Source organism: Proteus terrae subsp. cibarius (genome assembly GCF_011045835.1).
Lineage (GTDB): Bacteria > Pseudomonadota > Gammaproteobacteria > Enterobacterales > Enterobacteriaceae > Proteus > Proteus cibarius.
The window spans coordinates 134,035-158,144 of record NZ_CP047349.1 but is presented as its reverse complement, the minus strand read 5'-3'; the positions used below and the strand labels follow the sequence as shown (position 1 = coordinate 158,144).

Sequence of the window (24,110 nt, the reverse complement as noted above, 5' to 3'; positions counted from 1 at the left end):
CTTTTTTTCTGTTCGTTCTCTTTTTGAACTTTACGTCTATTTTTGATACAAAAAACATCTTTTGTGTATAAAAAATATACGCTTTATCTTGTTATTGTCTATTCGGTATATTCTATCAATCACACTCTATTACTCTATTTTCCCCTTTATTATCGATTTTTATAGTCTTACAGTATAAAAATCATTGCTCTCGCCAGCCTGCCCTATCCGTTGCTATGCTTTTCTTATTATAAAGTGAAACCAAAAACGAGGTTAAATTATGGGGAAATCCACAATCAGGAATTACTTACACCTTTCGCCTTCTATTGATAAAAATGTTTTTATTGATGAAACAGCAACTGTGATTGGAGACGTACGTATTAGTGAAGATGTCAGTATCTGGCCTATGGTTGTTATTCGCGGTGATGTGAATTACGTGAGTATTGGCAAAAGATCAAATATTCAAGATGGTTCAGTTCTTCATGTCACTCACATCTCACCCAAGGATCCAGAAGGTTTTCCTCTTATTATTGGTGATAATGTTACTGTTGGGCACAAAGCAATGTTACACGGGTGCACAATAGGAGATCGTGTTTTAGTCGGAATGGGTGCTATTTTACTTGATGGTGCAATTATTGAAGACGATGTAATGATTGGCGCAGGTAGTTTAGTTCCACCAGGAAAGCGACTTGAAAGTGGTTTTCTTTATTTAGGAAGTCCAGTGAAAAAAATCCGCCCACTTTCATCAGCAGAAATAGAGCACTTTATCTATTCTGCTAATAATTATGTCGGGTGGAAAAATAACTATTTAGCTACTCGTCAATCAGCCATTGATAAAGAATAGATAGGATGGAGAGTTGATAACTCATATTCCGTTACCAACTCTTCAAATTCTTCTTCAATATCCCAACGATTTTGTTTAAATAACAAAATTCCTTCCCCAACACCAAAACGCTCGATAAGCTCGTGCTCTGTAATTAGACAATCAAAAAGCATTCCGTTGATCATTATAGGAAAAAGAACACTCCTATTCTCCGCTAGCCATATTTCACGATCTGGAAATTGAATGGATTGGTTCATTGATTCAATCTTTCTCTTAATACATTAAGGACAGGATTAACATCTGGCACAAGTTCATACCACAGTTCAAATGCATAAGCGGCTTGTCCTACTAACATACCTAATCCATCTGATAAACGTGTACTTCCATGTTTTAGTGCGTTATATAGAAATGATGTCATCCCTGTTTGATAATAAAGGTCGTAGCACGCTGTATCAAAACCATAAACATCGTTAGGAATAGGCGGTAAATCATTAGTCATGCTGGATGCAGAGGCATTTATAATTAAATCATAATGTCTATCGGCAACATCTTCAGTAGCTATTGCTCGGATCGTTCCAAACTGACTAAATTCTTTTACTAATTGTTCAGCTTTGGCAAATGTACGGTTGGTTAAAGTAATATCACAATCAAAATCGAGTAATGGAAGCAATATTCCTCTTGTTGCACCACCAGCGCCAATAACTAAGACTGATTTAACCTTACTAGGCACAATAAAATCGAGTCTAGCTAAATCCAAAATAAGTCCTTGCCCGTCAGTGTTATCACCAAGGAGTGAGCCATCTTCCAATTTAACAATAGAGTTAACTGCACCACATGCTTTCGCTCTATCCGTTAATTTATCCACAAAGTGGAATGCATCTTCTTTAAAAGGAACTGTAACATTAGCACCCCGCCCCCCATTAGAAAAAAAATGTGAGGCTGTTTTGTCAAATTCACCTAAAGGAACAAGTAAACGTCCATAGCCATACTCTATTCCTGTTTGTTTTGAAAAAAATTGGTGGATGAAAGGAGACTGACTATGCTCGATAGGATTTCCCATCACTAAATATTTTTCCATCACAATCACCCTTGTCGGTATAATTCACCCGTTAATGCATCTCGGATTTCAGAAGGATTCTGTCTACCACCAACATTCCCTTCAACGATAGGAATTGTATCCTGAAACTGTTCTTTTACTTCTTCAACTGTACGACATGGTGGTAATCCACTTAAATTCGCACTCGTTGAAACTAAAGGTTTTCCATAGGCTAGGCAGAGTTCTTTAACAATTGTGTGGTCTGTTACTCTCACAGCTAAAGAAGTGAATTTTCCAGTTAACCACTTTGGCGTCGTTGATTTGGCAGGAATAACCCATGTAACAGGTCCCGGCCAAGATGCAAACATTCTATCTCGCTGAGTTTGAGTCAATGCACTATCGTCGATATAAGGTTTCAATTGCTCATAATTATCAGCAATTAAAATTAGCCCTTTGTCAATTGAGCGTTGTTTTAACGTTAATAATGCCATAACAGCATGCTCGCTATCAGGATCACAACCAACCCCAAATACGGCTTCTGTTGGATATGCGATAACTTTATTATTTTTTAATGCTGCTATTATAGTGTTGCTTACAGGTGATGCTTTGTTATTCATGTTCTTCTCTTTTTGTTTGTTGCTTTCCACATAATTTGCTGGCGCACACTAATCTTACTCCTTGAGAAGACCTTTTTTCCATCAATAATGGATAGTGGCAATGTTCGCATTCACCATTAACAGGCTTGTTATTTAATACAAATTGGCATTCTGGATATTGGTTACAAGCATAAAATATCTTACCAAACCTAGACTTACGTTGTAGTAATTTTCCTTTTTCGCATTGAGGACAAGGTATAACAGTTTCATCAGGTTTATCAATTTGTTCTATATGTTCACATTCTGGATAATTACTACAACCAATAAACATCCCAAATTTACCCTGACGCAAAACTAAATCAGCACCACAACACTTACAAGGTTGCCCTTCTAAAACTTTTATAATTTGTCCATCACCCTGTGATTTTAATGTTTTAATATAATGGCAATCAGGGTAAGCCGAACATCCTAAAAAAGGGCCATGTCCTCCATTTTTCATCACTAATACGCTGCCACATTCAGGGCATTTTTCCTGTTCAGGTTGCTGTGTAAACGGCATATTCTTTGCCATTGTTTTACCTCATTACACTTATTCCAATCGAGTATAGCCACCAGCCACAATAGCGACTTTTTCAATAAGCTCAAGTTCTAATAAAAGAGGAGCTAATTCAGAAGTTGATAATCCACTATCCTGAGCAATGATATCAATGGGTACTGCTTTATTAAAACGTAGAAAAGGTAATATCACATCCATTGCCTTTTGTTGTTCTAGTGTAAATTGTTCTACTTTGATCTCTTGTTTTTCATTATTAATAAGTGTTGTATATTCTTCTGTAATTTGTTTTTGTTGATACTCATTAACACAAGTAAGCCACTGCAAAGAGCTATTTAAATATTCAAAGATATCTTCAGGTGAGGATGCTAAATTTGCACCTTGCTTAATAAGTTGGTGATTGCCTTCAAAATGAATATCACCCAATAGCCCCGGTAACACGAACAACTCTTTACCTTGTTGCAAAGCATAGTTTGCTGTTATTAAAGAACCACTTTTAATTCCTGCTTCAACAATAAGTAGTGCAGTACTTAGCCCACTAATAATCCGATTACGTTGAGGGAAATAGCGCGCTAAAGGCGGTGTCATTGGTAAATGCTCAGAAATAAGAAGACCAGATTCTTTTATTTGTGTTGCAAGAGTGCGATGAAATGATGGATAAATCTGCTCTAAACCACTCCCTAGTACAGCAATAGTAATACCATTATTTTTTAATGCACTTCGATGTCCAATACCATCAATACCTTGAGCTAACCCACTTGTAATAGTTAACTCTTTTTTTACTAGTTCCTGTGCAAAATAAGTTGCCCACTTGGAACCATATGGTGTAGCAACTCGACTACCGATTAATGCAATTTGTGTGCTTTTTAAATGCTGTCTATTCCCTGCAACAAAAAGCAAAAGCGGAGGCGATGATATTTGCTTTAATAAGGATGGATAATCTGAATCTGTAATCGTTAATAATGATGATTCATTTTTATCTAACCATTTTAATGTATCGTTGACAGCATTTGCATGAAGTCTTAAGAATTGATGACTTTGCTGTTCTGACAGACCACAACCTATTAATAGTCTTTGATTTAATTGAGTTAAAGATTGTAGATACCTTGCAATTTGAATCGCTTTACTAATGGGGAGTCTTGAAACAGCGTTAAGCCTTATCCATATTTCTCTAGCATCCATGCATTATCCTAATATTATTTTTAGCAAACAGGGTGAGTGCTAAACACACCAAATACTGTCAATCTAGACAATAAATGTCTAGAATAGACGTTAAATCCTATTCACATTTTAGAAACAGTCCGAATAAATTATGGCAGTGTTACACGTATTACATTATCCAGACGAGCGTCTTCGCACGATTGCAAAGCCAGTCGAAAAAGTTGATGCCGAAATCCAAAAAATTGTCGATGATATGTTTGAAACAATGTATTTGGAAGAAGGTATCGGCTTAGCTGCGACACAGGTGAATATCCACCAGCGCATTATCGTCATTGATGTCTCTGAAACCAGGGATCAAAGACTGGTATTAATAAACCCAGAACTTCTTGATGCTGATGGCGATACAGGCATAGAAGAAGGCTGTTTGTCTGTTCCCGAACAGCGCGCTTTTATTCCTCGTGCAGAGTACGTAAAAGTAAAAGCCCTTGATTACAATGGTCAACCTTTTGAGTTAGAGGCTGATGATTTATTAGCTATCTGTATTCAACATGAAATGGATCATTTAGTTGGTAAACTATTTGTGGATTATTTATCCCCATTGAAACGCCAACGTATCCGTCAAAAAGTTGAAAAACTCGATAAGCTAGATAAAAAAAGAGCTAAAGCAAGACAGTAACAGTTAAATTGAAACAGGAAGAAAACGTGTCTGATTCATTACGTATTATTTTTGCGGGAACACCCGATTTTGCGGCTCGACATTTAGCGGCATTGTTATCAACTCAACATCGTGTGGTGGGAGTACTTACTCCTCCAGATAAACCCGCAGGAAGAGGTAAGAAACTGACTATTAGCCCTGTTAAAGCTCTGGCGTTAACTCATAATATTCCTGTTTATCAGCCTGTCTCTTTAAAACCAGAAGAGAATCATGAATGGATAGTAGCACAACAAGCAGACATTATGATTGTTGTCGCTTATGGCATGATCTTACCTAAAGCAGTTCTTGAAATACCGCGTTTAGGTTGCCTTAATGTGCATGGTTCTCTCCTTCCTAAATGGCGTGGTGCTGCACCAATTCAACGCTCTTTGTGGGCAGGAGATAAAGAAACAGGTGTCACAATTATGCAAATGGATGTTGGCTTAGATACAGGCGATATGTTGTATAAAGCCTCGTGCCCAATTACGAGTGAAGATACCAGTGCATCTCTTTATGAAAAACTTGCAGAGCTTGGACCAAAGGCTCTAACAACTACGTTAGATCTCATTACCTCAGGTAAAATAAAGACTGAAAAACAAGATGATAATTTAGCGAATTACGCACAAAAATTATCTAAAGAAGAAGCAAAAATTGATTGGTCATTATCTGCAGAACAGATTGAACGTTGCATAAGAGCATTCAATCCGTGGCCAATGAGCTTTTTTATGTTGGACGAGCAACCAGTGAAAGTATGGAAAGCACAAGCTATTGCTGATGATACAGATCAACCTGCAGGAACCTTATTAAAAGCAGATAAAACGGGTATTTATATTGCGACAGGTAACGGCATTCTAAATATCACAGAGTTACAACCATCAGGTAAGAAACCTATGGCTTCTGCCGATTTTTTAAACTCCAAGCGAGATTGGTTCACTCCTGGAAAAATCATTCAATAATTATTCTAAACCCTGATATTTAACACTATTATCAGGGTTTTCCTTTTTTCACGCCAATGTAGTACATCTCTGGCGCTCAATATTAAACGTTAACTCATCATGAAAACGTCATACAACTTACGTAGCATTGCAGCCAAAGCAATTAGCCAAGTATTAGATCAAGGCTTATCTCTAAGCACCGTCATACCAGAACTTCAAAAAAATGTTTCAGACAAAGACAAAGCATTACTACAGGAACTTTGCTTTGGTGTATTACGTACATTGCCACAATTGGAATGGATTATTCAGCAACTCATGGATAAACCATTAAAAGGCAAACAACGTATTTTACACTACCTTATTATGGTTGGCTTATATCAGCTTCTTTATACACGTATTCCTGCTCATGCAGCTCTAGCCGAAACCGTAAATGGCGCTGTTGCACTAAAAAAACCACAGTTAAAAGGATTAATTAACGGTGTGTTGCGTCAGTTTCAACGTCAACAAGATATCCTAAATGAACGTTTTCAAAACAGCGAAAATCATTTTCTCCATCCATCATGGCTACTTACCCGTGTTAAACAGGCTTATCCTGAACAATGGATGAGTATTGTTGAAGGTAATAATCAAAAACCACCTATGTGGTTACGTGTAAATCAACGCCATCATTCACGAGAAGAATATTTAACATTACTGAAAAAGGAAGAAATTACCGCTGTTGCTGATGATAACCACCCTTTTGCGATCCGTTTAGAGAACCCATGTAACGTAAATCTTCTTCCTGGATTTGCTGATGGTTGGGTAACAGTTCAAGATCGTTCAGCCCAGCGTTGTGCTGAATTATTGGCGCCAAAAAATAAAGAACAGATCCTTGATCTATGTGCGGCACCGGGCGGCAAAACAACGCATATTTTAGAGATAGCTCCTCAAGCTCAAGTATTAGCAATCGATATAGATGAACAACGTTTGAAACGTGTACAAGAGAACCTTACGCGTTTAAAACTTAATGCCGTAGTCAAAAGTGGTGATGGTCGTTATCCTGAACAATGGTGTGCCGGTATGCAATTTGACCGAATTCTCCTTGATGCACCATGCTCAGCAACAGGCGTTATCCGCCGTCATCCAGATATTAAGTGGCTTCGCCGTAATGAAGACATTGAGCAATTAGCTCAAATTCAAAAAGAGATCCTTCACGCTATTTGGCCATACCTAAAATCTGGTGGTACGTTGGTTTATGCAACCTGCTCTATTTTGCCTGAAGAGAATAAACAACAGGTTGAAGCATTTTTAGCGTCAACGAAAGATGCACAATGTGATTATCAGCACCAATGCTTACCAGAAGAAAAAGGTGGCGATGGTTTCTTTTATGCATTGATCAAGAAAATATGATCTTGTGATAAAAGATGATATCGGATCTAAAAAACGCTACTATTTTAACGCAAGATCATTAAGATCTTGCGTTTCTTTTCTATTTGTTAATCGAATACTCTGAGAAATTACGATGAAAATTATTATCTTAGGCGCTGGTCAAGTAGGTGGTACTCTCGCTGAAAATCTTGTCGGGGAGAATAATGATATTACTGTCGTTGACACTAATGCAGATCGTTTGCGCCAACTTCAAGATAAATTCGATTTACGAGTAGTCAATGGGCATGGCTCTCACCCAAGGATCTTAAGAGAAGCTGGTGCTGAAGATGCAGATATGCTAGTTGCCGTCACCAACTCTGACGAAACCAATATGATAGCATGCCAAGTTGCTTACACTTTGTTTAATACACCCAATAAAGTTGCTCGGATACGTGCCTCTGAATTTGTTCGTGAAGCAGACAAACTCTTCCTCCCAGAAGCTATTCCCATTGATTACTTAATCTCTCCTGAGCATTTGGTTATTGATTATGTATATAAATTAATCCAATATCCTGGTGCCTTACAAGTTGTTAATTTTGCCGATGGCCAAGTCAGTATCGTTGCGGTAAAAGCATATTATGGCGGTTCTCTCGTCGGAAATGCACTATCAACATTACGCGATCATATGCCACATATTGATACTCGTGTTGCTGCAATTTTTCGTCAAGACAGACCTATCCGACCTCAAGGCTCCACAATTATTGAAGCGGGAGATGAAGTTTTCTTTGTCGTTGCATCTCAGCATATTCGTGCAGTAATGAGTGAATTACAACGATTAGAAAAACCTTATAAACGCATTATGATTGTTGGTGGTGGTAATGTCGGTGCAGGTTTAGCCGCTAGATTAGAAAAAGATTATAGCGTCAAACTTATTGAGCATAATCAGCAACGTGCAACAGAACTCGCTGAACTACTCCATGACACTATTGTTTTTTATGGCGACGCATCGGATCAAGAACTTCTTGCTGAAGAACATATAGAACAAATCGATGTCTTTATCGCACTGACTAATGATGATGAAGCTAATATTATGTCAGCGATGCTAGCAAAAAGAATGGGTGCCAAAAAGGCGATGGTGCTTATTCAGCGTAGTGCTTATGTTGATTTAGTCCAAGGCGGAGTTATTGATATTGCAATATCACCACAACAAGCAACAATTTCTGCACTTTTAGGTCATGTTCGTAAAGCTGATATTGTTAGCGTTTCCTCATTACGACGAGGTGTTGCAGAGGCAATCGAAGCCGTTGCACATGGTGATGAAAATACATCAAAAGTTGTTGGCCGTCGTATACAAGATATAAAACTACCACCAGGAACTATCATTGGTGCAATTGTAAGAGAGCAAGATGTTATTATTGCGAACGCTAGTCACTCCATAGAACAAGGAGATCATGTGATTATGTTTATCACTGATAAAAAATATGTCCCTGAAGTAGAGAAGCTTTTCCAACCTAGCCCATTTTTCTTATAAAAACCAAGTAGAAATAAGAATAATAGTAATTGTTACTTATAATGGTCTACTATTATCATGTTAGATACTATATTTTTACATAATAAATCTATGTATAGACAAATAAGGGGTGGTTATGTCTTTTTTTAAAGAGTTTCGTGAATTCGCAATGAAAGGCAACGTTGTTGACATGGCAGTCGGTGTCATCATTGGAGCAGCCTTCGGTAAGATTGTTTCATCATTAGTTGCTGATATTATTATGCCACCATTAGGCTTATTAATCGGTGGTATTGACTTCAAACAGTTTAGCCTTGTATTAAGAGATGCTAGTGGGGATGTACCAGCAGTTGTACTAAATTATGGCATGTTCATTCAAACTGTTTTTGATTTTGCCATTGTTGCATTTGCGATTTTCTGTGCAATCAAATTAATTAACAAGACACGTCGTCAAGCAGAAGAAGCACCTAAAGCACCACCGGCACCTTCAGCAGAAGAAACTCTATTAACAGAAATTCGTGATTTATTAAAAAATCAGCAAAAATAAAAACTAAAAGGCCAGTGATAACAATTGAAAAAATCTTTTGTTATCACTGGCCTCCCAGTTTCCCTTCTTGTCATGTTTCGCTTTTCTCATATAACTTCCTTTTCCTTTTTTATTCTTTTCCACGCGTTGTCTAAATAGTGGATCATGAACAAGTGCTGCTAAGGCATTATCTTTAATAACACCTTTCTGGTGCCGATATTTGCTAGACATAAAAACCTCTTAAATTGTTAAAGAACATAAAACGTAATGCGGTACAGATATTATTGCTTTGTGGCTCCAGATTCAAGTATTTCAAGAATAGAACAATAAGTACTTTCATGAGCACTACCACAACATGCATTACTTAACATCTTCAGTGAATCTCGCATTCTTTCCATTTCTTTCAAGCGAATTTCGACTTCAGCAAGTCTTGCATCAACAATGTGTTTAGATTCAACACAAGTGTGATGAGCGGGATCAACACGAATAGAAAGTAGCTCTGTAATCGCGTCTAATGTAAAGCCCAACTCTTTTGCATAACGAATAAAACGTAAACGTTGGAGATCTTGCTCTGTATATAAGCGATAACCGCCTTCTGTTCGCCTGTCATGATCCATCAATCCTTGTTTTTCATAAAAACGGATTGTATCTGTTGTCACATTCGCTAATTTTGCAACCTGTCCAATACGATACATGGATCATTTCCTCACTCTAACTGATGTCTAAGCATAACAAATAATCAAAAGAATAGAATTGAAATATAGTGCGAAGCTTATCTTACCAAAATAGCAGTATGCTGAAATAACAGAAAATAAATATGATGTAACACAAGAGTAGGCAAAAAAGCATGGAATAACAAATAGAAAGGCTAGGATATGGCTTGATAGATTATTTTTATAACAGTAATTTCATAACTATCATTTTCGATAGATGTAAAAAAACCGGATTAAAAATCCGGTCTTTTTATTCGCTTCACTAAATAATAATTAAATTATTCAGCTGCTGCTTCTGTTTCAGAATCAGCACGGTCAACAAGCTCAATGTAAGCCATTGGAGCGTTGTCACCAGCACGGAAGCCACACTTCAGAATACGAGTGTAACCACCTGCACGGCTCGCAAAACGCGGACCTAATACTGTAAACAGTTTTGCCACGACTTCGTTATCACGAGTACGGGCGAATGCCAGACGACGATTAGCTACGCTGTCGGTCTTGGCAAGAGTAATCAGCGGCTCAACGACGCGACGCAGTTCTTTCGCTTTAGGCAAAGTTGTCTTGATGATCTCATGACGAACTAAAGAACCTGCCATGTTACGAAACATAGCCTGACGATGGCTGCTGTTGCGGTTCAATTGACGACCACTCTTACGATGGCGCATGACCTTATCCTTCTCAGTAAAACCTTAACCTGTGATCTTATTCATCAGCGATACTTGCAGGTGGCCAATTCTCAAGGCGCATGCCCAGAGATAAACCACGCGACGCCAGTACGTCTTTAATCTCAGTAAGAGATTTCTTACCAAGGTTAGGCGTCTTAAGTAATTCAACTTCAGTACGCTGTACCAGATCACCGATGTAGTGGATTGCTTCTGCCTTCAGACAGTTAGCAGAGCGGACAGTCAATTCAAGATCGTCTACTGGGCGCAGTAAGATAGGATCGAATTCTGGCTTCTCTTCTTTAACTTCTGGTTGACGAACATCACGTAAGTCAACAAAAGCTTCAAGCTGTTCAGCCAGGATAGTCGCTGCACGGCGAATCGATTCTTCTGGATCGATAGTACCGTTAGTTTCCATCTCGATAACCAGCTTATCCAAGTCGGTACGCTGTTCAACACGAGCTGCTTCCACATTATAAGCAATACGCTCAACTGGGCTATAGCACGCGTCTACTAAAAGGCGACCGATAGGGCGCTCATCTTCTTCCGAATGAATTCGGGCAGAAGCCGGCACATAACCACGACCACGCTGAACTTTGATACGCATATTAATAGATGCGTTCTCGTCTGTAAGGTGGCAGATAACGTGCTGCGGCTTGACGATTTCGACATCACCGTCATGGATGATATCGGCTGCAATAACAGGGCCAATGCCAGATTTGCTCAAAGTAAGAATAACTTCATCTTTACCATGAACTTTTACCGCCAACCCTTTAAGGTTGAGCAGTATTTCTAGGATATCTTCCTGAACACCTTCTTTGGTGCTGTACTCATGCAGTACACCATCAATCTCAACCTCTGTTACCGCACAACCCGGCATAGACGAAAGCAGAATACGGCGCAGTGCGTTACCAAGAGTATGGCCGAAGCCTCGCTCTAATGGTTCAAGGGTCACCTTGGCGTGCGTCGAACTGACTTGCTCGATATCAACCAGGCGCGGTTTTAGAAACTCTGTCACAGAACCCTGCATTGTGTCCTCTCTTTGGTGCTAAGCCTTACTTGGAGTAAAGCTCGACGATCAGGTGCTCGTTAATGTCAGCAGACAAGTCAGTACGTTCAGGAATACGTTTGAACACACCTTCCATCTTAGCAGCATCAACTTCCAGCCATGTTGGCTTTTCACGCTGTTCAGCCAGCTCTAAAGCAGCCTTAATACGAGACTGTTTTTTCGATTTTTCACGAACGCTGACTACGTCATTCGGGGAAACCTGATAAGAAGCAATGTTAACCACGCGACCATTTACCATGATTGCTTTATGGCTAACCATCTGACGTGCTTCTGCGCGAGTTGCGCCAAAGCCCATACGATAAACAACGTTATCCAGACGACCTTCCAGCAGAGTCAGCAGGTTTTCACCTGTGTTGCCTTTCAGACGAGTTGCTTCTTTGTAGTAGTTACGGAATTGACGTTCTAGAACACCGTAAATACGACGTACTTTTTGTTTTTCACGTAACTGAACACCGTAATCAGAAAGACGCGGTTTACGTGCGCCGTGCTGACCTGGTGCTTGTTCCAGTTTACACTTGGTGTCAATCGCCCGAACGCCAGATTTTAGAAATAAATCTGTACCTTCACGGCGGCTCAGCTTGAGCTTAGGACCCAAATATCTTGCCATTTTCTTTCTCCAACTTTCCTAAAAACGAAAACGTTATTAAACGCGACGTTTTTTCGGTGGACGACAACCGTTATGAGGAATCGGAGTCACATCAGTAATATTAGTGATGCGGAAACCAGCCGCGTTTAATGCACGGATAGTTGACTCACGACCAGGACCAGGTCCTTTAACCATAACTTCCAAGTTCTTAATTCCGTACTCTTTAACAGCTTCAGCGCAACGTTCTGCTGCAACCTGAGCCGCGAACGGAGTAGATTTACGAGAACCACGGAAACCGGAACCACCGGCAGTAGCCCAACCCAATGCGTTACCTTGACGATCGGTAATAGTAACGATTGTGTTGTTGAAAGAAGCATGGATATGAGCCACACCGTCAGAGACTTGTTTTCTTACACGCTTACGTGCACGAATAGGTGCTTTTGCCATTGTTCAAATACCCCGATTATTTCTTGATCGGCTTACGCGGACCCTTACGGGTACGTGCGTTAGTCTTAGTACGCTGACCGCGAACTGGTAGACCACGACGATGACGTAAACCACGGTAAGTACCAAGATCCATCAGACGTTTGATGCTCAGGGTAACTTCACGACGCAGATCACCTTCTACAACGTATTTGGCAACTTCGTCACGCAGCTTGTCGATTTGCTCTTCAGACAGCTCACTGATCTTAACATTTTCAGCAATACCAGCAGCTACACAGATAGCCTGTGAGCGGGTCTTACCGATACCGTAAATCGAAGTTAATGCGATTACAGTATGTTTATGATCAGGAATGTTAATGCCTGCTATACGGGCCACTATGCACTCCTAAATTAGCAGTTATACAGTACCATTCTGAAAAGCCCGTTTTCAGGATACTCAAACAATACTGTATATATTATAAAAGATTGGGCTGGCTAATTTAGCCAGCTCAACCGAACTTTGCAAGAAAAAAATGCAATAAATTAGCCTTGACGCTGTTTATGCTTAGGCTCGACGCTGCAAATTACACGCACGTGACCGTGACGTCTAACAATTTTGCAGTTACGGCACATTTTCTTGACGGAAGCACGAACTTTCATTTTTACTCTCCGTAACTTCTAAAACAAATCGCTTATCAGTAATTAACCTTTAAGATTTGCTTTTTTCAATGCAGACTCATACTGACTTGACATCAGGAGAGTTTGCACTTGAGCCATAAAATCCATGATGACCACAACCACGATTAAGAGGGAAGTACCACCAAAATAGAAAGGTACTTTCATTGCGTCACGCATGAACTCCGGGATGAGACAGATAAAGGTAATATACAAGGCACCGATTAAGGTTAAACGTGTCATTACTTTATCTATATATTTAGCCGTCTGCTCTCCCGGGCGAATTCCTGGTACAAATGCACCGGACTTCTTCAGGTTATCTGCCGTTTCTCTTGGGTTGAAAACCAACGCCGTATAGAAGAAACAGAAGAATATGATTGCAGCAGCGTATAGTAACACATAAATAGGTTGACCAGGCTGTAGATTTAAAGAAATCGTCGTCAGCCAACCCCACCCTGTACCATCGCCAAACCAAGAGGTTATTGTACCAGGAAACAGGATAATACTTGAAGCAAAAATTGCTGGTATAACACCCGCCATATTTACTTTAAGTGGTAGATGTGTACTTTGTGCCGCGTATATTCTACGCCCTTGTTGACGTTTTGCATAGTTAACAACGATACGACGTTGTCCTCTTTCTACAAAAACAACAAAGAAAGTAACCGCGAACACCAATACTGCAACCAACAATAACAGGAGGAAGTGCAGTTCGCCTTGCCGCGCCTGCTCGATGGTTTGACCAATGGCAGGCGGAAGACCTGCAACGATACCTGCAAAGATAATGATTGAGATACCGTTACCAATACCACGTTCAGTGATTTGCTCACCTAACCACATTAAGAACATTGTCCCAGTGACTAAGCTCACAACAGCCGTAATATAGAATGGTAGACCTGGATTAATTACCAGACCTTGCATTCCTGGCATATTCGGTAAGCCTGTTGCGATACCAATTGATTGGAATATCGCCAGCACCAAAGTACCATAACGGGTATATTGGCTGATCTTACGACGACCGGCCTCCCCTTCCTTCTTAATCTCTGCTAACCGAGGGTTAACCACTGATAAGAGTTGGATAATAATCGATGCCGAAATATAAGGCATGATACCCAGCGCAAAGATAGAAGCACGGCTAAGAGCACCACCAGAGAACATGTTAAACATTTCAATGATGGTGCCTTTTTGCTGATCGAGCAATTTGGCAAGCACAGTGGCATCAATACCAGGGATAGGAATAAAAGAGCCAATCCTAAAGACAATAAGTGCACCAAGAACAAACAAAAGTCTGCGTTTTAGTTCACCAACACCACCTTTAGCACTCTGAAAATCTAAACCTGGTTGTTTAGCCATCTGTCACTTATTCCTCAATTTTACCGCCAGCTGATTCGATTGCTGCACGGGCACCTTTGGTAACACGCAGACCACGAATAGTCACTGCACGGTTAACCTCACCAGACAGAATTAATTTTGCAAATTCAATCTGTGGGCCAACAACGTTTGCGGCTTTCAGTGCATTCAGATCGATTACATCGCCTTCAACGTAAGCTAAATCAGACAGACGGATTTCCGCAGTCACGAATGATTTACGTGAAGTAAAACCAAATTTTGGTAAACGACGATATAAAGGCATCTGGCCGCCTTCAAAACCACGACGTACGCCACCGCCAGAACGAGACTTCTGACCTTTGTGACCACGGCCGCCAGTTTTACCTAAGCCAGAACCGATACCACGACCTACACGTTTAGGCGCATGCTTGGCACCTTCAGCCGGAGACAGAGTATTTAAACGCATCTCTTACTCCTCAACTTTAACCATATAGGAAACCAAGTTGATCATACCGCGAACTGCTGGTGTATCTTCGCGTTCTACAGTGTGACCGATGCGACGCAGACCTAAACCAGTCATGGTTGCCTTATGTTTAGGCAGACGGCCGATTAAGCTGCGTGTTTGAGTAATTTTAATAGTCTTAGCCATGGTCATTACCCCAGAATTTCTTCAACGGATTTACCACGCTTAGCTGCGACCATATCTGGAGACTTCATGCTATCTAAAGCGTCCAGTGTTGCACGAACCACGTTAATCGGGTTAGTGGAACCATAGGTTTTAGCCAGTACGTTACGAACGCCAGCCACTTCTAGAACTGCACGCATTGCACCACCTGCGATGATACCGGTACCTTCATGAGCAGGCTGCATAAATACGCGAGAGCCTGTGTGAGTACCTTTAACAGGGTGGAACAGAGTGCCGTTGTTTAAAGCGACGGTTTTCATATTGCGACGGGCTTTTTCCATCGCTTTCTGGATTGCTGCCGGAACTTCGCGAGCTTTGCCATATCCGAAACCAACGCGGCCATTACCATCACCAACTACTGTAAGAGCGGTGAAGCTAAAGATACGACCACCTTTAACGGTTTTAGATACGCGGTTTACCGCGATCAGCTTTTCCTGCAGTTCGCCAGCTTGTTTCTCGATGTGAGCCATCTTACACTCCTACCTTAGAACTGAAGGCCAGCTTCACGGGCAGCATCTGCCAGTGCCTGGACTCGACCATGATATTGGAAACCGGAACGGTCAAATGATACTACTTTGATACCTTTTTCCAGAGCGCGTTCAGCAACAATTTTACCAATTACTGCTGCTGCTTCTTTGTTTCCAGTGTTTTTCAGTTGCTCAATGATAGCTTTTTCTGTAGTAGAAGCGGCCACCAAAGTTTCAGAACCGTTTGGTGCAATAACCTGCGCATAAATATGGCGAGGGGTACGGTGTACCACCAGGCGAGTCGCACCCAATTCCTGGAGCTTACGGCGTGCGCGGGTCGCACGACGGATACGAGCTGCTTTCTTATCCATAGTGTTACCTTACTTCTTCTTAGCCTCTTTGATACGCACAACTTCGTCGGCGTAACGAATACCTTTACCTTTATAAGGTTCAGGGCGACGGTAAGCACGCAGTTCAGCTGCTACTTGGCCAATCACTTGCTTATCCGCACCTTTCAGTACGATTTCAGTTTGTGTTGGACATTCAGCAGTGATGCCTGCTGGCAGTTGGTGTTCCACTGGATGTGAAAAACCTACTGATAAGTTAACCGCATTGCCTTTAATAGACGCACGATAACCTACACCTACCAGTTGCAGTTTCTTAGTGAAGCCTTCGGTAACACCTACAACCATTGCATTTAACAGAGAACGAGTAGTACCCGCCTGTGCCCATGCATCAGCAAAACCATCGCGAGGTGCGAAAGTTAAGTGGTTGTCAGCATGTTGAATTTCAACTGCATTATGGATAGTACGAGTTAGCTCGCCGTTTTTACCCTTAATCGTAATTACCTGACCGTTGAGTTTAACCTCTACGCCGGCAGGAATGACGACGGGTGCTTTTGCCACACGAGACATTCTTTCCTCCCGAATTAAGCTACGTAGCAGATAATCTCGCCACCAAGACCTGCTTGGCGAGCTGCACGATCAGTCATAACACCTTTTGAGGTAGAAACAACAGCGATGCCCAGTCCTGCCATAACTTGTGGCAGCTCATCTTTTCTTTTATAGATGCGCAGACTTGGACGGCTTACGCGCTGAATGCTTTCTACTACAGCCTTACCTTGGAAATATTTTAAAGTGATTTCCAGTTCTGGCTTAGTGTCGCCTTCAATTTTAAAATCTTCGATATAACCTTCTTCCTTAAGCACGTTGGCAATCGCCACTTTCAGCTTGGAGGAAGGCATTGTGACCGCAACTTTGTTCGCGGCCTGACCGTTACGGATACGGGTCAGCATATCCGCGATGGGATCTTGCATGCTCATCTGTCTTTACTCCCGTGATTCAATTATGGTAATTACCAGCTAGCCTTTCTAAGGCCCGGGATTTCACCGCGCATAGCGGCTTCACGGACTTTAATACGGCTTAGGCCAAATTTCCGCAGGAAACCGTGCGGACGTCCAGTTTGACGGCAGCGGTTACGCTGACGTGAAGGACTTGAATCACGTGGCATAGTTTGCAGTTTCAGAACAGCATTCCAACGATCTTCGTCAGACACGTTCACATCTGAAACGATAGCTTTCAGTTCTGCGCGTTTTGCGAAGAATTTCTCAGCTAAATTCGCACGTTTTACATCACGTGCTTTCATAGATTTCTTAGCCATGAATGCCCTGCCTTACTTGCGGAACGGGAAGTTAAACGCTGCTAACAGTGCGCGACCTTCATCATCTGATTTCGCAGTCGTAGTAATGGTAATATCCAAACCACGAACACGATCCACTTTATCGTAATCGATTTCAGGGAAGATGATTTGCTCACGTACGCCCATGCTGTAGTTACCACGACCGTCAAATGACTTAGCGGATAAACCACGGAAGTCACGGATACGAGGTACAGCAATAGAGATCAAGCGTTCAAAGAACTCCCACATGCGTTCGCCACGCAGGGTCACTTTACAGCCGATCGGATAGCCCTGGCGGATTTTGAAGCCTGCAACAGATTTGCGTGCTTTGGTGATCAAAGGTTTTTGACCTGAGATTGCTGCTAAATCAGCTGCTGCATTATCCAGCAGTTTTTTATCAACAATCGCTTCACCAACACCCATATTCAGGGTGATCTTCTCGACCCGAGGGACTTGCATGACAGAATGGTAACCAAACTGAGACATCAGTTGTTGGACCACCTCGTCTTTGTAGTAATCATGCAGTTTCGCCATCGTATACTCCAAATTACTTGATAGTTTCTTTATTAGATTTGAAGAAACGAACTTTTTTACCGTCTTCGAATCTAAAACCTACACGGTCAGCCTTACCAGTTGCCGCATTGAAGAGTGCAACGTTAGAAACTTGAATAAAAGCTTCTTTTTCAACGATGCCACCTGGTTGATTCAGAGCCGGAACTGGCTTCTGATGTTTTTTAACCAGATTGATACCTTCAACGAGAACTTTACCAGAAGAAAGAACCTGTTTTACTTTACCGCGCTTACCTTTATCTTTACCAGTAAGAACGATAACTTCGTCATCACGACGGATTTTCGCTGCCATTGCCTGCTCCTTAGAGTACTTCAGGTGCCAGAGAGATTATTTTCATGAACTTCTCATTACGAAGTTCACGAGTAACCGGCCCAAAAATACGCGTACCAATAACTTGCTCGCTGTTGTTGTTTAACAATACACAAGCGTTGCTATCGAAGCGAATGACAGAACCGTCAGGGCGACGAACACCCTTCTTGGTGCGCACCACTACCGCTTTCAGTACATCACCTTTCTTAACTTTACCACGTGGAATTGCTTCCTTGATGGTAATTTTGATGATGTCACCTACATCTGCGTAGCGACGGTGCGAGCCACCTAGAACCTTGATACACATTACGCGACGTGCACCGGAGTTGTCGGCCACGTTCAGCATAGTCTGTTCTTGGATCATTTTAGTGCTCCGCTAAATGTCAACTACTACTGAGCCACTTCCACATTAGAAGAGGCCGTTCAATATCCCATAATACGAGGGAGCGGCATTATAACACCACATTCTCGATATGGACAGAAAAAATAAACGGCTCGTTCAGTTTTGAGCCGTTTATTTCGTACGAAAAGGCTATTTTATTACAGAACAGCTTTTTCTACAACGCGAACTAACGCCCAAGACTTAGTCTTAGACAGTGGACGTGTTTGACGAATTTCTACTACGTCACCAATTCCACATTCGTTGTTCTCGTCATGTACATGCAGTTTAGTCGTACGACGGATAAACTTACCATATAATGGGTGTTTAACCATACGATCGATAGCAACGACAATAGATTTCTCCATTTTGTCACTAACTACACGACCTTGCAGAGTACGGATTTTATCGGTCATTACGCACCCGCCTTCTCAGTCAGTAAAGTCTTAACGCGTGCGATATTACGACGCACTTGTTTCAACAGATGAGACTGTTGTAACTGACCACTTGCTGCCTGCATACGCAGGTTAAACTGCTCACGCAGTAAGTTCAGCAGTTCTGTGTTCAGCTCTTCAACGCTCTTTTCGCGCAGCTCTTTTGCTTTCATTACATCACCGTCTTAGTTACAAAGGTGGTTTTGATAGGCAGTTTTGCTGCCGCCAGCTTGAATGCTTCACGGGCCAGTTCTTCAGGCACACCATCCATTTCATATAGGACTTTACCTGGCTGGATTAAGGCAACCCAATACTCAACGTTACCTTTACCTTTACCCATACGGACTTCGAGCGGCTTTTCAGTGATTGGTTTGTCTGGGAACACACGGATCCAGATTTTACCCTGACGCTTAACTGCACGGGTCATTGCACGACGTGCCGCTTCGATCTGACGTGCAGTCAGACGACCACGGCCCACAGCTTTAAGACCGTAAGTCCCGAAGCTTACATCCGCACCAGCAGCTAAGCCACGGTTGCGGCCTTTGTGCACTTTACGGAATTTTGTACGCTTTGGTTGTAACATCAGCGACTCTCCTTACTTGCGGCCTTTACGCTGCTGCTTTTTAGGTTGAGCAGCCGGTTTCTCCGCCTGTTCAACTGCAGCCATACCACCCAGGATCTCACCTTTGAAGATCCATACCTTAACGCCGAGCACACCATAAGTGGTTTGTGCTTCTGAGGTATTGTAGTCGATATCTGCACGCAGAGTGTGCAGAGGTACACGACCTTCACGATACCATTCAGTACGAGCGATTTCAGCGCCACCTAAGCGACCACTTACTTCCACTTTAATACCTTTAGCGCCTAAACGCATAGCGTTCTGTACCGCACGCTTCATAGCACGACGGAACATAACACGACGTTCCAGCTGTGAAGTGATGCTGTCAGCAACTAATTTTGCGTCCAGTTCAGGTTTACGTACTTCGGCGATATTAATTTGCGCAGGAACGCCAGCGATATCCGCTACGTTTTTGCGCAGTTTTTCAACATCTTCACCTTTTTTACCGATAACGATGCCTGGGCGAGCAGTGTGAATAGTCACACGGATGCTTTTCGCAGGACGTTCGATAACGATACGAGATACAGATGCTTTAGCCAGTTCTTTAGTTAAGTACTGACGTACTTTAAAGTCGCTGTCTAGGTTGTCAGCGAATTCATTGGTACCCGCATACCATGTGGAATTCCAAGGCTTGACAATGCCAAGGCGGATACCATTAGGATGTACTTTTTGACCCATTGCTAGTCTCCAGAGTCTCAGCGATCAGACACAACCACAGTGATGTGGCTGGTGCGCTTCAGAATACGATCTGCACGGCCTTTTGCACGAGGCATAATGCGCTTCATAGAAGGACCTTCGTCAACAAAGATCTTAGCTACTTTCAGATCATCAATGTCAGCGCCATCGTTGTGTTCTGCATTAGCAATAGCAGACTCCAGTACTTTCTTCACTAAACCAGCAGCTTTCTTGTTGGTAAAGGTTAAAATTTCCAGAGCTTGCGACACTTTCTTACCGCGAATCAGGTCAGCTACCAAGCGAACCTTCTGAGCAGAAGAACGAGCGTGGCGATGCATAGCGATAGTTTCCATCTCTTCCTCCTACCTTATTTTTTCTTAGCCTTTTTATCGGCTGCATGACCGCGATAAGTACGGGTCGGCGCGAATTCACCCAGTTTGTGACCAACCATTTCGTCGGAAACGTAAACTGGAACATGCTGACGACCATTATGGACAGCGATGGTCAAACCGATCATGTTAGGAAAGATCGTTGAACGACGGGACCAAGTCTTAACAGGCTTTTTGTCACCGCTTTCCACCGCTTTCTCTACCTTCTTCAGCAAGTGCAGGTCAATAAAAGGACCTTTCTTGAGAGAACGTGGCATGGCTTATCCTCTAATTATTTCTTAGTACGACGATGAACGATAAAATGTTCAGTGCGTTTGTTTTTACGAGTCTTCTTACCTTTGGTTTGGATACCCCAAGGTGTTACAGGGTGTAAACCAAAGTTACGACCTTCACCACCACCATGTGGGTGATCGACTGGGTTCATCGCAGTACCGCGAACGGTAGGACGAATACCACGCCAGCGACTTGCACCAGCTTTACCCAGAACGCGTAACATGTGCTCAGAGTTGCCAACTTCACCGATAGTTGCACGGCAATCAGAAGGAACTTTACGCATTTCACCAGAACGTAGACGAATAGTGACATAAGCACCATCACGAGCAACGATCTGAACGTAAGTACCAGCTGAACGAGCTAACTGACCACCTTTACCTGGTTTCATTTCTACGTTATGAACTGTAGAACCAACCGGGATATTACGCATTGGTAAGGTGTTACCCGCTTTGATAGCAGCATCAACGCCAGACTGAACTTTATCACCCGCTTTCAGGCCTTTTGGAGCCAGAATGTAGCGACGTTCACCATCAGCATACAGCACTAAAGCGATGTTAGCTGAACGGTTTGGATCATATTCCAGACGTTCTACTGTCGCAGGGATACCATCTTTGTTGCGTTTGAAGTCAACAATACGGTAAGCCTGTTTGTGACCACCACCGATATGACGGGTAGTGATACGACCATTGTTGTTACGACCACCGGACTTGCTGTTTTTTTCCAGCAATGGCGCATAAGGTTTCCCTTTATGCAGCTCAGGGTTTACCACTTTAACTACGTGGCGACGGCCCGGAGACGTAGGTTTACATTTAACAATTGCCATTGTTCTTTACTCCTCCGACTTACTCAGCGCCGCCGACGAAGTCCAGATTCTGGCCTTCCTTCAGGGTGACGTAAGCTTTTTTCCAGTCGCTACGACGACCAATACGCTGACCGTGACGTTTCACTTTGCCTTTCATCAGCAGAGTGTTAACACTTTCAACTTCGACTTCAAACAGTTTTTGTACAGCTGCTTTAATCTCTGCTTTGGTCGCGTCTTTAGCAACTTTGAGAACGATGGTGTTTGATTTTTCCATCGCGATAGAAGCTTTTTCAGATACATGCGGCGCGCGCAGTACTTTCAGCAGACGTTCTTCACGGATCATGCCAGCATCTCCTCAACTTGCTTCACAGCGTCAGCAGTCATGACGACTTTGTCGAAGGCGATTAAGCTAACAGGGTCGATAGTTGCTGCATCACGTACGTCAACTTTATATAAGTTGCGTGCTGCTAAATATAGATTCTCATCTACATCAGCTGTAATGATCAGAACATCTTCCAGAGCCATATCTTTCAGTTTCTGTGCTAAAAGCTTAGTTTTAGGCGCTTCAACAGAGAACTTCTCTACGACGATCAGACGATCTTGACGTACCAGCTCAGACAGAATGCTCTTCAGAGCACCACGGTACATCTTTTTGTTTACTTTTTGACTGTGGTCCTGTGGTTTAGCTGCGAAGCTAACACCACCAGAGCGCCAAATTGGGCTCTTGATTGAACCTGAACGTGCACGACCTGTACCTTTCTGTCTCCAAGGCTTTTTGCCTGAACCAGAAACTTCAGCACGGGTTTTCTGAGCACGAGTACCTTGACGAGCACCAGCAGCGTATGCAACGACTACTTGATGCACAAGCGCTTCGTTAAAGTCACGCCCGAAGGTAGTTTCGGAAACAGTCAGCGCGCCTTGCGCGTCTTTCATTACCAATTCCATTCCTATCTCCTCGACGTTACGCCTTGACAGCTGGTTTAACGATCAGGTCACTGCCAGTTGCACCTGGAACAGCACCTTTGACCAGCAGCAGGTTGCGCTCAGCGTCAACACGTACTACTTCCAGGCTCTGAACGGTAACTTGTTCGTTACCCAGTTGACCTGCCATTTTCTTGCCTTTGAACACCTTACCCGGAGTCTGGTTCTGACCGATAGAACCCGGAACACGGTGAGACAAGGAGTTACCGTGGGTAGCATCTTGAGTACGGAAGTTCCAGCGCTTTACAGTACCAGCAAAACCTTTACCTTTAGATGTTCCAGTAACGTCGACTTTTTTAACGTCAGCGAAAATTTCTACGCTAATGCTTTGACCTACAGTGTATTCTTCGCCTTCATTCAGACGGAATTCACGTAGTAAGCGGCCAGCTTCAACACCAGCTTTAGCAAAATGACCTGCTTCAGGTTTCAGTACACGGTTAGCTTTTTTGCTACCAGTAGTCACCTGAATGGCACGATAACCGTCTTTCTCTAGATCTCTGACCTGAGTAACACGGTTGTTTTCAATTTCGATAACGGTTACAGGGATTGAAACGCCATCTTCAGTGAAGATACGAGTCATTCCTACTTTCTTACCGACTAAACCAATCATTGTTTCAACCTCTCAATCGCTTGATGACCTGATTAACCTAGGCTGATCTGCACGTCTACGCCGGCAGCCAGATCCAGACGCATCAGAGCATCAACGGTTTTCTCGGTTGGCTCAACGATGTCAACCAGACGTTTGTGAGTGCGAATTTCATACTGATCACGCGCATCTTTATTAACGTGCGGAGAAATCAACACTGTGAAACGCTCTTTGCGAGTCGGCAGTGGGATTGGACCACGAACTTGCGCACCAGTGCGCTTAGCAGTCTCTACGATTTCCGCAGTTGATTGATCAATCAGACGATGATCAAAAGCTTTCAGGCGGATACGGATTCTTTGGTTCTGCATGAGACCAGAGCTCCAACTATTTTTTATAAACGTAAATGATCACTACTCGTACCCATTTCGATTGATGAGAGAGTGTAATCGTTCTGCATATAACTCCCCAATCGGGAGTATTATATTAATGCAATATAAAATCTGCATTAGCTGATAAATCAGCCTCACTAAATCAGTGAGCCTGCGCATTATACTTGCCTGAGTGATGAAATCAAGCCAAGAATAAAAAATCAGCGATAAAAATTCATTTTATCTTTTCAAAAATAAAAAAAGCAAAGGCAACCTTCATTACC

At 42.4% G+C, this 24,110-nt stretch carries 41 protein-coding genes; 6 read left to right on the top strand and 35 right to left on the bottom strand.

Annotated features, from left to right (window positions below):
• The first annotated feature begins 259 nt into the window (after positions 1–259).
• Positions 260–823 (top strand): gamma carbonic anhydrase family protein, encoded by a 564-nt coding sequence (locus GTH25_RS00835; protein ID WP_075674030.1) that lies wholly within the window; start codon positions 260–262, stop codon positions 821–823.
• Here the strand turns inward: GTH25_RS00835 and GTH25_RS00830 are convergent.
• From GTH25_RS00830 to dprA, 5 genes are read right to left on the bottom strand one after another with little or no spacing between them, the layout of a single operon-like run.
• Positions 799–1,059 carry a DUF1488 family protein gene (locus GTH25_RS00830; protein ID WP_075674031.1) on the bottom strand — a complete coding sequence of 87 codons (261 nt, stop codon included), beginning with the start codon at positions 1,057–1,059 and terminating at the stop codon, positions 799–801. The two genes, GTH25_RS00835 and GTH25_RS00830, sit on opposite strands and share 25 nt — an antisense overlap.
• The gene (gene aroE / locus GTH25_RS00825; RefSeq protein WP_075674032.1) at positions 1,056–1,880 is read right to left on the bottom strand and encodes a shikimate dehydrogenase; all 825 of its coding nucleotides are present in this window, start codon (positions 1,878–1,880) and stop codon (positions 1,056–1,058) included. Before aroE ends, GTH25_RS00830 begins: the two co-directional genes overlap by 4 nt.
• Positions 1,881–1,885: 5 nt before the next feature.
• Entirely contained in the window at positions 1,886–2,455 is a 570-nt protein-coding gene (gene tsaC / locus GTH25_RS00820; protein ID WP_075674033.1) for an L-threonylcarbamoyladenylate synthase type 1 TsaC, read from the bottom strand.
• Complete coding sequence (locus GTH25_RS00815; RefSeq protein WP_075674034.1) at positions 2,448–3,005, bottom strand: topoisomerase DNA-binding C4 zinc finger domain-containing protein; 558 nt, start codon at positions 3,003–3,005, stop codon at positions 2,448–2,450. The genes tsaC and GTH25_RS00815 overlap by 8 nt, the downstream gene beginning before the upstream one ends.
• Before the next feature lie 18 nt (positions 3,006–3,023).
• Entirely contained in the window at positions 3,024–4,169 is a 1,146-nt protein-coding gene (gene dprA, locus GTH25_RS00810) for a DNA-processing protein DprA (RefSeq protein ID WP_099660731.1), read from the bottom strand.
• 130 nt (positions 4,170–4,299) lie between these two features.
• Between dprA and def the strand changes: the two genes are divergently transcribed.
• The 5 genes from def (at position 4,300) to mscL (ending at position 9,178) form a co-directional block, all read left to right on the top strand.
• Positions 4,300–4,824, top strand: coding sequence for a peptide deformylase (def, locus tag GTH25_RS00805; protein WP_075674036.1), 525 nt, complete (start codon positions 4,300–4,302; stop codon positions 4,822–4,824).
• A gap of 26 nt (positions 4,825–4,850) precedes the next feature.
• Positions 4,851–5,798 carry a methionyl-tRNA formyltransferase gene (gene fmt, locus GTH25_RS00800; protein WP_164530266.1) on the top strand — a complete coding sequence of 316 codons (948 nt, stop codon included), beginning with the start codon at positions 4,851–4,853 and terminating at the stop codon, positions 5,796–5,798.
• Between the two features lie 99 nt (positions 5,799–5,897).
• Complete coding sequence (rsmB, locus tag GTH25_RS00795) at positions 5,898–7,166, top strand: 16S rRNA (cytosine(967)-C(5))-methyltransferase RsmB (RefSeq protein WP_075674038.1); 1,269 nt, start codon at positions 5,898–5,900, stop codon at positions 7,164–7,166.
• Between the two features lie 112 nt (positions 7,167–7,278).
• A complete protein-coding gene (gene trkA, locus GTH25_RS00790) occupies positions 7,279–8,655 on the top strand; it encodes a Trk system potassium transporter TrkA (RefSeq protein ID WP_075674039.1) in 1,377 nt (458 codons plus the stop codon).
• Positions 8,656–8,770: 115 nt separating this feature from the next.
• Positions 8,771–9,178, top strand: a complete 408-nt coding sequence (gene mscL, locus GTH25_RS00785) for a large-conductance mechanosensitive channel protein MscL (protein WP_023583476.1) — start codon at positions 8,771–8,773, stop codon at positions 9,176–9,178.
• A 3-nt stretch (positions 9,179–9,181) separates the two neighbouring features.
• Here the strand turns inward: mscL and GTH25_RS00780 are convergent, their stop codons facing one another.
• From GTH25_RS00780 to rpsJ, 30 genes are all read right to left on the bottom strand, one after another.
• On the bottom strand, positions 9,182–9,388 hold the full coding sequence (locus GTH25_RS00780) for an alternative ribosome-rescue factor A (protein WP_164530265.1): 207 nt from the start codon (positions 9,386–9,388) through the stop codon (positions 9,182–9,184).
• 50 nt (positions 9,389–9,438) lie between these two features.
• Entirely contained in the window at positions 9,439–9,852 is a 414-nt protein-coding gene (gene zntR / locus GTH25_RS00775; protein WP_069368787.1) for a Zn(2+)-responsive transcriptional regulator, read from the bottom strand.
• 296 nt (positions 9,853–10,148) lie between these two features.
• A complete protein-coding gene (gene rplQ, locus GTH25_RS00770) occupies positions 10,149–10,535 on the bottom strand; it encodes a 50S ribosomal protein L17 (RefSeq protein ID WP_004246940.1) in 387 nt (128 codons plus the stop codon).
• Between the two features lie 37 nt (positions 10,536–10,572).
• Positions 10,573–11,562 (bottom strand): DNA-directed RNA polymerase subunit alpha, encoded by a 990-nt coding sequence (locus tag GTH25_RS00765; protein WP_006535513.1) that lies wholly within the window; start codon positions 11,560–11,562, stop codon positions 10,573–10,575.
• 25 nt (positions 11,563–11,587) lie between these two features.
• Complete coding sequence (gene rpsD, locus GTH25_RS00760; RefSeq protein WP_004246942.1) at positions 11,588–12,208, bottom strand: 30S ribosomal protein S4; 621 nt, start codon at positions 12,206–12,208, stop codon at positions 11,588–11,590.
• 36 nt (positions 12,209–12,244) lie between these two features.
• Positions 12,245–12,634: a 30S ribosomal protein S11 gene (rpsK, locus tag GTH25_RS00755; protein ID WP_002919257.1), complete on the bottom strand. Its 390-nt coding sequence runs from the start codon at positions 12,632–12,634 to the stop codon at positions 12,245–12,247.
• A gap of 16 nt (positions 12,635–12,650) precedes the next feature.
• Positions 12,651–13,007 (bottom strand): 30S ribosomal protein S13, encoded by a 357-nt coding sequence (gene rpsM, locus GTH25_RS00750; protein WP_036914623.1) that lies wholly within the window; start codon positions 13,005–13,007, stop codon positions 12,651–12,653.
• Between the two features lie 146 nt (positions 13,008–13,153).
• On the bottom strand, positions 13,154–13,270 hold the full coding sequence (rpmJ, locus tag GTH25_RS00745; protein ID WP_071788572.1) for a 50S ribosomal protein L36: 117 nt from the start codon (positions 13,268–13,270) through the stop codon (positions 13,154–13,156).
• 42 nt (positions 13,271–13,312) lie between these two features.
• Positions 13,313–14,635 (bottom strand): preprotein translocase subunit SecY, encoded by a 1,323-nt coding sequence (gene secY, locus GTH25_RS00740; RefSeq protein WP_006535510.1) that lies wholly within the window; start codon positions 14,633–14,635, stop codon positions 13,313–13,315.
• Between the two features lie 7 nt (positions 14,636–14,642).
• A complete protein-coding gene (gene rplO, locus GTH25_RS00735; RefSeq protein WP_004246944.1) occupies positions 14,643–15,077 on the bottom strand; it encodes a 50S ribosomal protein L15 in 435 nt (144 codons plus the stop codon).
• Between the two features lie 3 nt (positions 15,078–15,080).
• Positions 15,081–15,260, bottom strand: a complete 180-nt coding sequence (gene rpmD, locus GTH25_RS00730; RefSeq protein ID WP_036914634.1) for a 50S ribosomal protein L30 — start codon at positions 15,258–15,260, stop codon at positions 15,081–15,083.
• A gap of 5 nt (positions 15,261–15,265) precedes the next feature.
• Positions 15,266–15,766 carry a 30S ribosomal protein S5 gene (gene rpsE, locus GTH25_RS00725; RefSeq protein WP_023583472.1) on the bottom strand — a complete coding sequence of 167 codons (501 nt, stop codon included), beginning with the start codon at positions 15,764–15,766 and terminating at the stop codon, positions 15,266–15,268.
• Between the two features lie 14 nt (positions 15,767–15,780).
• Positions 15,781–16,134 (bottom strand): 50S ribosomal protein L18, encoded by a 354-nt coding sequence (gene rplR / locus GTH25_RS00720; RefSeq protein WP_075674040.1) that lies wholly within the window; start codon positions 16,132–16,134, stop codon positions 15,781–15,783.
• A gap of 9 nt (positions 16,135–16,143) precedes the next feature.
• Positions 16,144–16,677 carry a 50S ribosomal protein L6 gene (rplF, locus tag GTH25_RS00715; RefSeq protein WP_023583470.1) on the bottom strand — a complete coding sequence of 178 codons (534 nt, stop codon included), beginning with the start codon at positions 16,675–16,677 and terminating at the stop codon, positions 16,144–16,146.
• 14 nt (positions 16,678–16,691) lie between these two features.
• Positions 16,692–17,084, bottom strand: coding sequence for a 30S ribosomal protein S8 (rpsH, locus tag GTH25_RS00710; RefSeq protein WP_004246950.1), 393 nt, complete (start codon positions 17,082–17,084; stop codon positions 16,692–16,694).
• Positions 17,085–17,116: 32 nt separating this feature from the next.
• The gene (gene rpsN, locus GTH25_RS00705; protein WP_006535503.1) at positions 17,117–17,422 is read right to left on the bottom strand and encodes a 30S ribosomal protein S14; all 306 of its coding nucleotides are present in this window, start codon (positions 17,420–17,422) and stop codon (positions 17,117–17,119) included.
• A 12-nt stretch (positions 17,423–17,434) separates the two neighbouring features.
• On the bottom strand, positions 17,435–17,974 hold the full coding sequence (rplE, locus tag GTH25_RS00700; RefSeq protein WP_075674041.1) for a 50S ribosomal protein L5: 540 nt from the start codon (positions 17,972–17,974) through the stop codon (positions 17,435–17,437).
• A gap of 13 nt (positions 17,975–17,987) precedes the next feature.
• Complete coding sequence (rplX, locus tag GTH25_RS00695) at positions 17,988–18,302, bottom strand: 50S ribosomal protein L24 (protein ID WP_075674042.1); 315 nt, start codon at positions 18,300–18,302, stop codon at positions 17,988–17,990.
• Positions 18,303–18,312: 10 nt separating this feature from the next.
• Positions 18,313–18,684, bottom strand: coding sequence for a 50S ribosomal protein L14 (gene rplN / locus GTH25_RS00690; protein WP_004246955.1), 372 nt, complete (start codon positions 18,682–18,684; stop codon positions 18,313–18,315).
• A 176-nt stretch (positions 18,685–18,860) separates the two neighbouring features.
• Positions 18,861–19,115, bottom strand: coding sequence for a 30S ribosomal protein S17 (gene rpsQ / locus GTH25_RS00685; RefSeq protein ID WP_023583468.1), 255 nt, complete (start codon positions 19,113–19,115; stop codon positions 18,861–18,863).
• A complete protein-coding gene (gene rpmC / locus GTH25_RS00680) occupies positions 19,115–19,306 on the bottom strand; it encodes a 50S ribosomal protein L29 (protein ID WP_004238624.1) in 192 nt (63 codons plus the stop codon). The genes rpsQ and rpmC overlap by 1 nt, the downstream gene beginning before the upstream one ends.
• Positions 19,306–19,716: a 50S ribosomal protein L16 gene (gene rplP / locus GTH25_RS00675; RefSeq protein WP_006535500.1), complete on the bottom strand. Its 411-nt coding sequence runs from the start codon at positions 19,714–19,716 to the stop codon at positions 19,306–19,308. The genes rpmC and rplP overlap by 1 nt, the downstream gene beginning before the upstream one ends.
• A 12-nt stretch (positions 19,717–19,728) precedes the next feature.
• Entirely contained in the window at positions 19,729–20,430 is a 702-nt protein-coding gene (rpsC, locus tag GTH25_RS00670; protein WP_023583467.1) for a 30S ribosomal protein S3, read from the bottom strand.
• 17 nt (positions 20,431–20,447) lie between these two features.
• Entirely contained in the window at positions 20,448–20,780 is a 333-nt protein-coding gene (gene rplV / locus GTH25_RS00665) for a 50S ribosomal protein L22 (protein ID WP_006535498.1), read from the bottom strand.
• Positions 20,781–20,794: 14 nt separating this feature from the next.
• Positions 20,795–21,073, bottom strand: coding sequence for a 30S ribosomal protein S19 (gene rpsS / locus GTH25_RS00660; protein ID WP_004246960.1), 279 nt, complete (start codon positions 21,071–21,073; stop codon positions 20,795–20,797).
• Positions 21,074–21,087: 14 nt separating this feature from the next.
• Positions 21,088–21,912: a 50S ribosomal protein L2 gene (rplB, locus tag GTH25_RS00655; RefSeq protein ID WP_099660734.1), complete on the bottom strand. Its 825-nt coding sequence runs from the start codon at positions 21,910–21,912 to the stop codon at positions 21,088–21,090.
• Between the two features lie 19 nt (positions 21,913–21,931).
• On the bottom strand, positions 21,932–22,234 hold the full coding sequence (gene rplW / locus GTH25_RS00650; RefSeq protein ID WP_004246962.1) for a 50S ribosomal protein L23: 303 nt from the start codon (positions 22,232–22,234) through the stop codon (positions 21,932–21,934).
• On the bottom strand, positions 22,231–22,836 hold the full coding sequence (gene rplD / locus GTH25_RS00645; protein ID WP_023583466.1) for a 50S ribosomal protein L4: 606 nt from the start codon (positions 22,834–22,836) through the stop codon (positions 22,231–22,233). Before rplD ends, rplW begins: the two co-directional genes overlap by 4 nt.
• Positions 22,837–22,852: 16 nt before the next feature.
• Complete coding sequence (rplC, locus tag GTH25_RS00640; RefSeq protein WP_023583465.1) at positions 22,853–23,482, bottom strand: 50S ribosomal protein L3; 630 nt, start codon at positions 23,480–23,482, stop codon at positions 22,853–22,855.
• A gap of 32 nt (positions 23,483–23,514) precedes the next feature.
• The gene (gene rpsJ, locus GTH25_RS00635; protein WP_001181005.1) at positions 23,515–23,826 is read right to left on the bottom strand and encodes a 30S ribosomal protein S10; all 312 of its coding nucleotides are present in this window, start codon (positions 23,824–23,826) and stop codon (positions 23,515–23,517) included.
• Positions 23,827–24,110 lie beyond the last annotated feature (284 nt).

What these genes read in the sequence shown, in the direction of transcription:
- GTH25_RS00835 (WP_075674030.1), top strand. Translation starts at nt 260, where the DNA reads ATGGGGAAATCCACAATCAGGAATTACTTACACCTTTCGCCTTCTATT.
- GTH25_RS00830 (WP_075674031.1), bottom strand. Translation starts at nt 1,059, where the DNA reads ATGAACCAATCCATTCAATTTCCAGATCGTGAAATATGGCTAGCGGAG.
- aroE (WP_075674032.1), bottom strand. Translation starts at nt 1,880, where the DNA reads ATGGAAAAATATTTAGTGATGGGAAATCCTATCGAGCATAGTCAGTCT.
- tsaC (WP_075674033.1), bottom strand. Translation starts at nt 2,455, where the DNA reads ATGAATAACAAAGCATCACCTGTAAGCAACACTATAATAGCAGCATTA.
- GTH25_RS00815 (WP_075674034.1), bottom strand. Translation starts at nt 3,005, where the DNA reads ATGGCAAAGAATATGCCGTTTACACAGCAACCTGAACAGGAAAAATGC.
- dprA (WP_099660731.1), bottom strand. Translation starts at nt 4,169, where the DNA reads ATGGATGCTAGAGAAATATGGATAAGGCTTAACGCTGTTTCAAGACTC.
- def (WP_075674036.1), top strand. Translation starts at nt 4,300, where the DNA reads ATGGCAGTGTTACACGTATTACATTATCCAGACGAGCGTCTTCGCACG.
- rsmB (WP_075674038.1), top strand. Translation starts at nt 5,898, where the DNA reads ATGAAAACGTCATACAACTTACGTAGCATTGCAGCCAAAGCAATTAGC.
- trkA (WP_075674039.1), top strand. Translation starts at nt 7,279, where the DNA reads ATGAAAATTATTATCTTAGGCGCTGGTCAAGTAGGTGGTACTCTCGCT.
- mscL (WP_023583476.1), top strand. Translation starts at nt 8,771, where the DNA reads ATGTCTTTTTTTAAAGAGTTTCGTGAATTCGCAATGAAAGGCAACGTT.
- GTH25_RS00780 (WP_164530265.1), bottom strand. Translation starts at nt 9,388, where the DNA reads ATGTCTAGCAAATATCGGCACCAGAAAGGTGTTATTAAAGATAATGCC.
- zntR (WP_069368787.1), bottom strand. Translation starts at nt 9,852, where the DNA reads ATGTATCGTATTGGACAGGTTGCAAAATTAGCGAATGTGACAACAGAT.
- rplQ (WP_004246940.1), bottom strand. Translation starts at nt 10,535, where the DNA reads ATGCGCCATCGTAAGAGTGGTCGTCAATTGAACCGCAACAGCAGCCAT.
- GTH25_RS00765 (WP_006535513.1), bottom strand. Translation starts at nt 11,562, where the DNA reads ATGCAGGGTTCTGTGACAGAGTTTCTAAAACCGCGCCTGGTTGATATC.
- rpsD (WP_004246942.1), bottom strand. Translation starts at nt 12,208, where the DNA reads ATGGCAAGATATTTGGGTCCTAAGCTCAAGCTGAGCCGCCGTGAAGGT.
- rpsK (WP_002919257.1), bottom strand. Translation starts at nt 12,634, where the DNA reads ATGGCAAAAGCACCTATTCGTGCACGTAAGCGTGTAAGAAAACAAGTC.
- rpmJ (WP_071788572.1), bottom strand. Translation starts at nt 13,270, where the DNA reads ATGAAAGTTCGTGCTTCCGTCAAGAAAATGTGCCGTAACTGCAAAATT.
- secY (WP_006535510.1), bottom strand. Translation starts at nt 14,635, where the DNA reads ATGGCTAAACAACCAGGTTTAGATTTTCAGAGTGCTAAAGGTGGTGTT.
- rplO (WP_004246944.1), bottom strand. Translation starts at nt 15,077, where the DNA reads ATGCGTTTAAATACTCTGTCTCCGGCTGAAGGTGCCAAGCATGCGCCT.
- rpmD (WP_036914634.1), bottom strand. Translation starts at nt 15,260, where the DNA reads ATGGCTAAGACTATTAAAATTACTCAAACACGCAGCTTAATCGGCCGT.
- rpsE (WP_023583472.1), bottom strand. Translation starts at nt 15,766, where the DNA reads ATGGCTCACATCGAGAAACAAGCTGGCGAACTGCAGGAAAAGCTGATC.
- rplR (WP_075674040.1), bottom strand. Translation starts at nt 16,134, where the DNA reads ATGGATAAGAAAGCAGCTCGTATCCGTCGTGCGACCCGCGCACGCCGT.
- rplF (WP_023583470.1), bottom strand. Translation starts at nt 16,677, where the DNA reads ATGTCTCGTGTGGCAAAAGCACCCGTCGTCATTCCTGCCGGCGTAGAG.
- rpsH (WP_004246950.1), bottom strand. Translation starts at nt 17,084, where the DNA reads ATGAGCATGCAAGATCCCATCGCGGATATGCTGACCCGTATCCGTAAC.
- rpsN (WP_006535503.1), bottom strand. Translation starts at nt 17,422, where the DNA reads ATGGCTAAGAAATCTATGAAAGCACGTGATGTAAAACGTGCGAATTTA.
- rplE (WP_075674041.1), bottom strand. Translation starts at nt 17,974, where the DNA reads ATGGCGAAACTGCATGATTACTACAAAGACGAGGTGGTCCAACAACTG.
- rplX (WP_075674042.1), bottom strand. Translation starts at nt 18,302, where the DNA reads ATGGCAGCGAAAATCCGTCGTGATGACGAAGTTATCGTTCTTACTGGT.
- rplN (WP_004246955.1), bottom strand. Translation starts at nt 18,684, where the DNA reads ATGATCCAAGAACAGACTATGCTGAACGTGGCCGACAACTCCGGTGCA.
- rpsQ (WP_023583468.1), bottom strand. Translation starts at nt 19,115, where the DNA reads ATGACCGATAAAATCCGTACTCTGCAAGGTCGTGTAGTTAGTGACAAA.
- rpmC (WP_004238624.1), bottom strand. Translation starts at nt 19,306, where the DNA reads ATGAAAGCAAAAGAGCTGCGCGAAAAGAGCGTTGAAGAGCTGAACACA.
- rplP (WP_006535500.1), bottom strand. Translation starts at nt 19,716, where the DNA reads ATGTTACAACCAAAGCGTACAAAATTCCGTAAAGTGCACAAAGGCCGC.
- rpsC (WP_023583467.1), bottom strand. Translation starts at nt 20,430, where the DNA reads ATGGGTCAAAAAGTACATCCTAATGGTATCCGCCTTGGCATTGTCAAG.
- rplV (WP_006535498.1), bottom strand. Translation starts at nt 20,780, where the DNA reads ATGGAAACTATCGCTATGCATCGCCACGCTCGTTCTTCTGCTCAGAAG.
- rpsS (WP_004246960.1), bottom strand. Translation starts at nt 21,073, where the DNA reads ATGCCACGTTCTCTCAAGAAAGGTCCTTTTATTGACCTGCACTTGCTG.
- rplB (WP_099660734.1), bottom strand. Translation starts at nt 21,912, where the DNA reads ATGGCAATTGTTAAATGTAAACCTACGTCTCCGGGCCGTCGCCACGTA.
- rplW (WP_004246962.1), bottom strand. Translation starts at nt 22,234, where the DNA reads ATGATCCGTGAAGAACGTCTGCTGAAAGTACTGCGCGCGCCGCATGTA.
- rplD (WP_023583466.1), bottom strand. Translation starts at nt 22,836, where the DNA reads ATGGAATTGGTAATGAAAGACGCGCAAGGCGCGCTGACTGTTTCCGAA.
- rplC (WP_023583465.1), bottom strand. Translation starts at nt 23,482, where the DNA reads ATGATTGGTTTAGTCGGTAAGAAAGTAGGAATGACTCGTATCTTCACT.
- rpsJ (WP_001181005.1), bottom strand. Translation starts at nt 23,826, where the DNA reads ATGCAGAACCAAAGAATCCGTATCCGCCTGAAAGCTTTTGATCATCGT.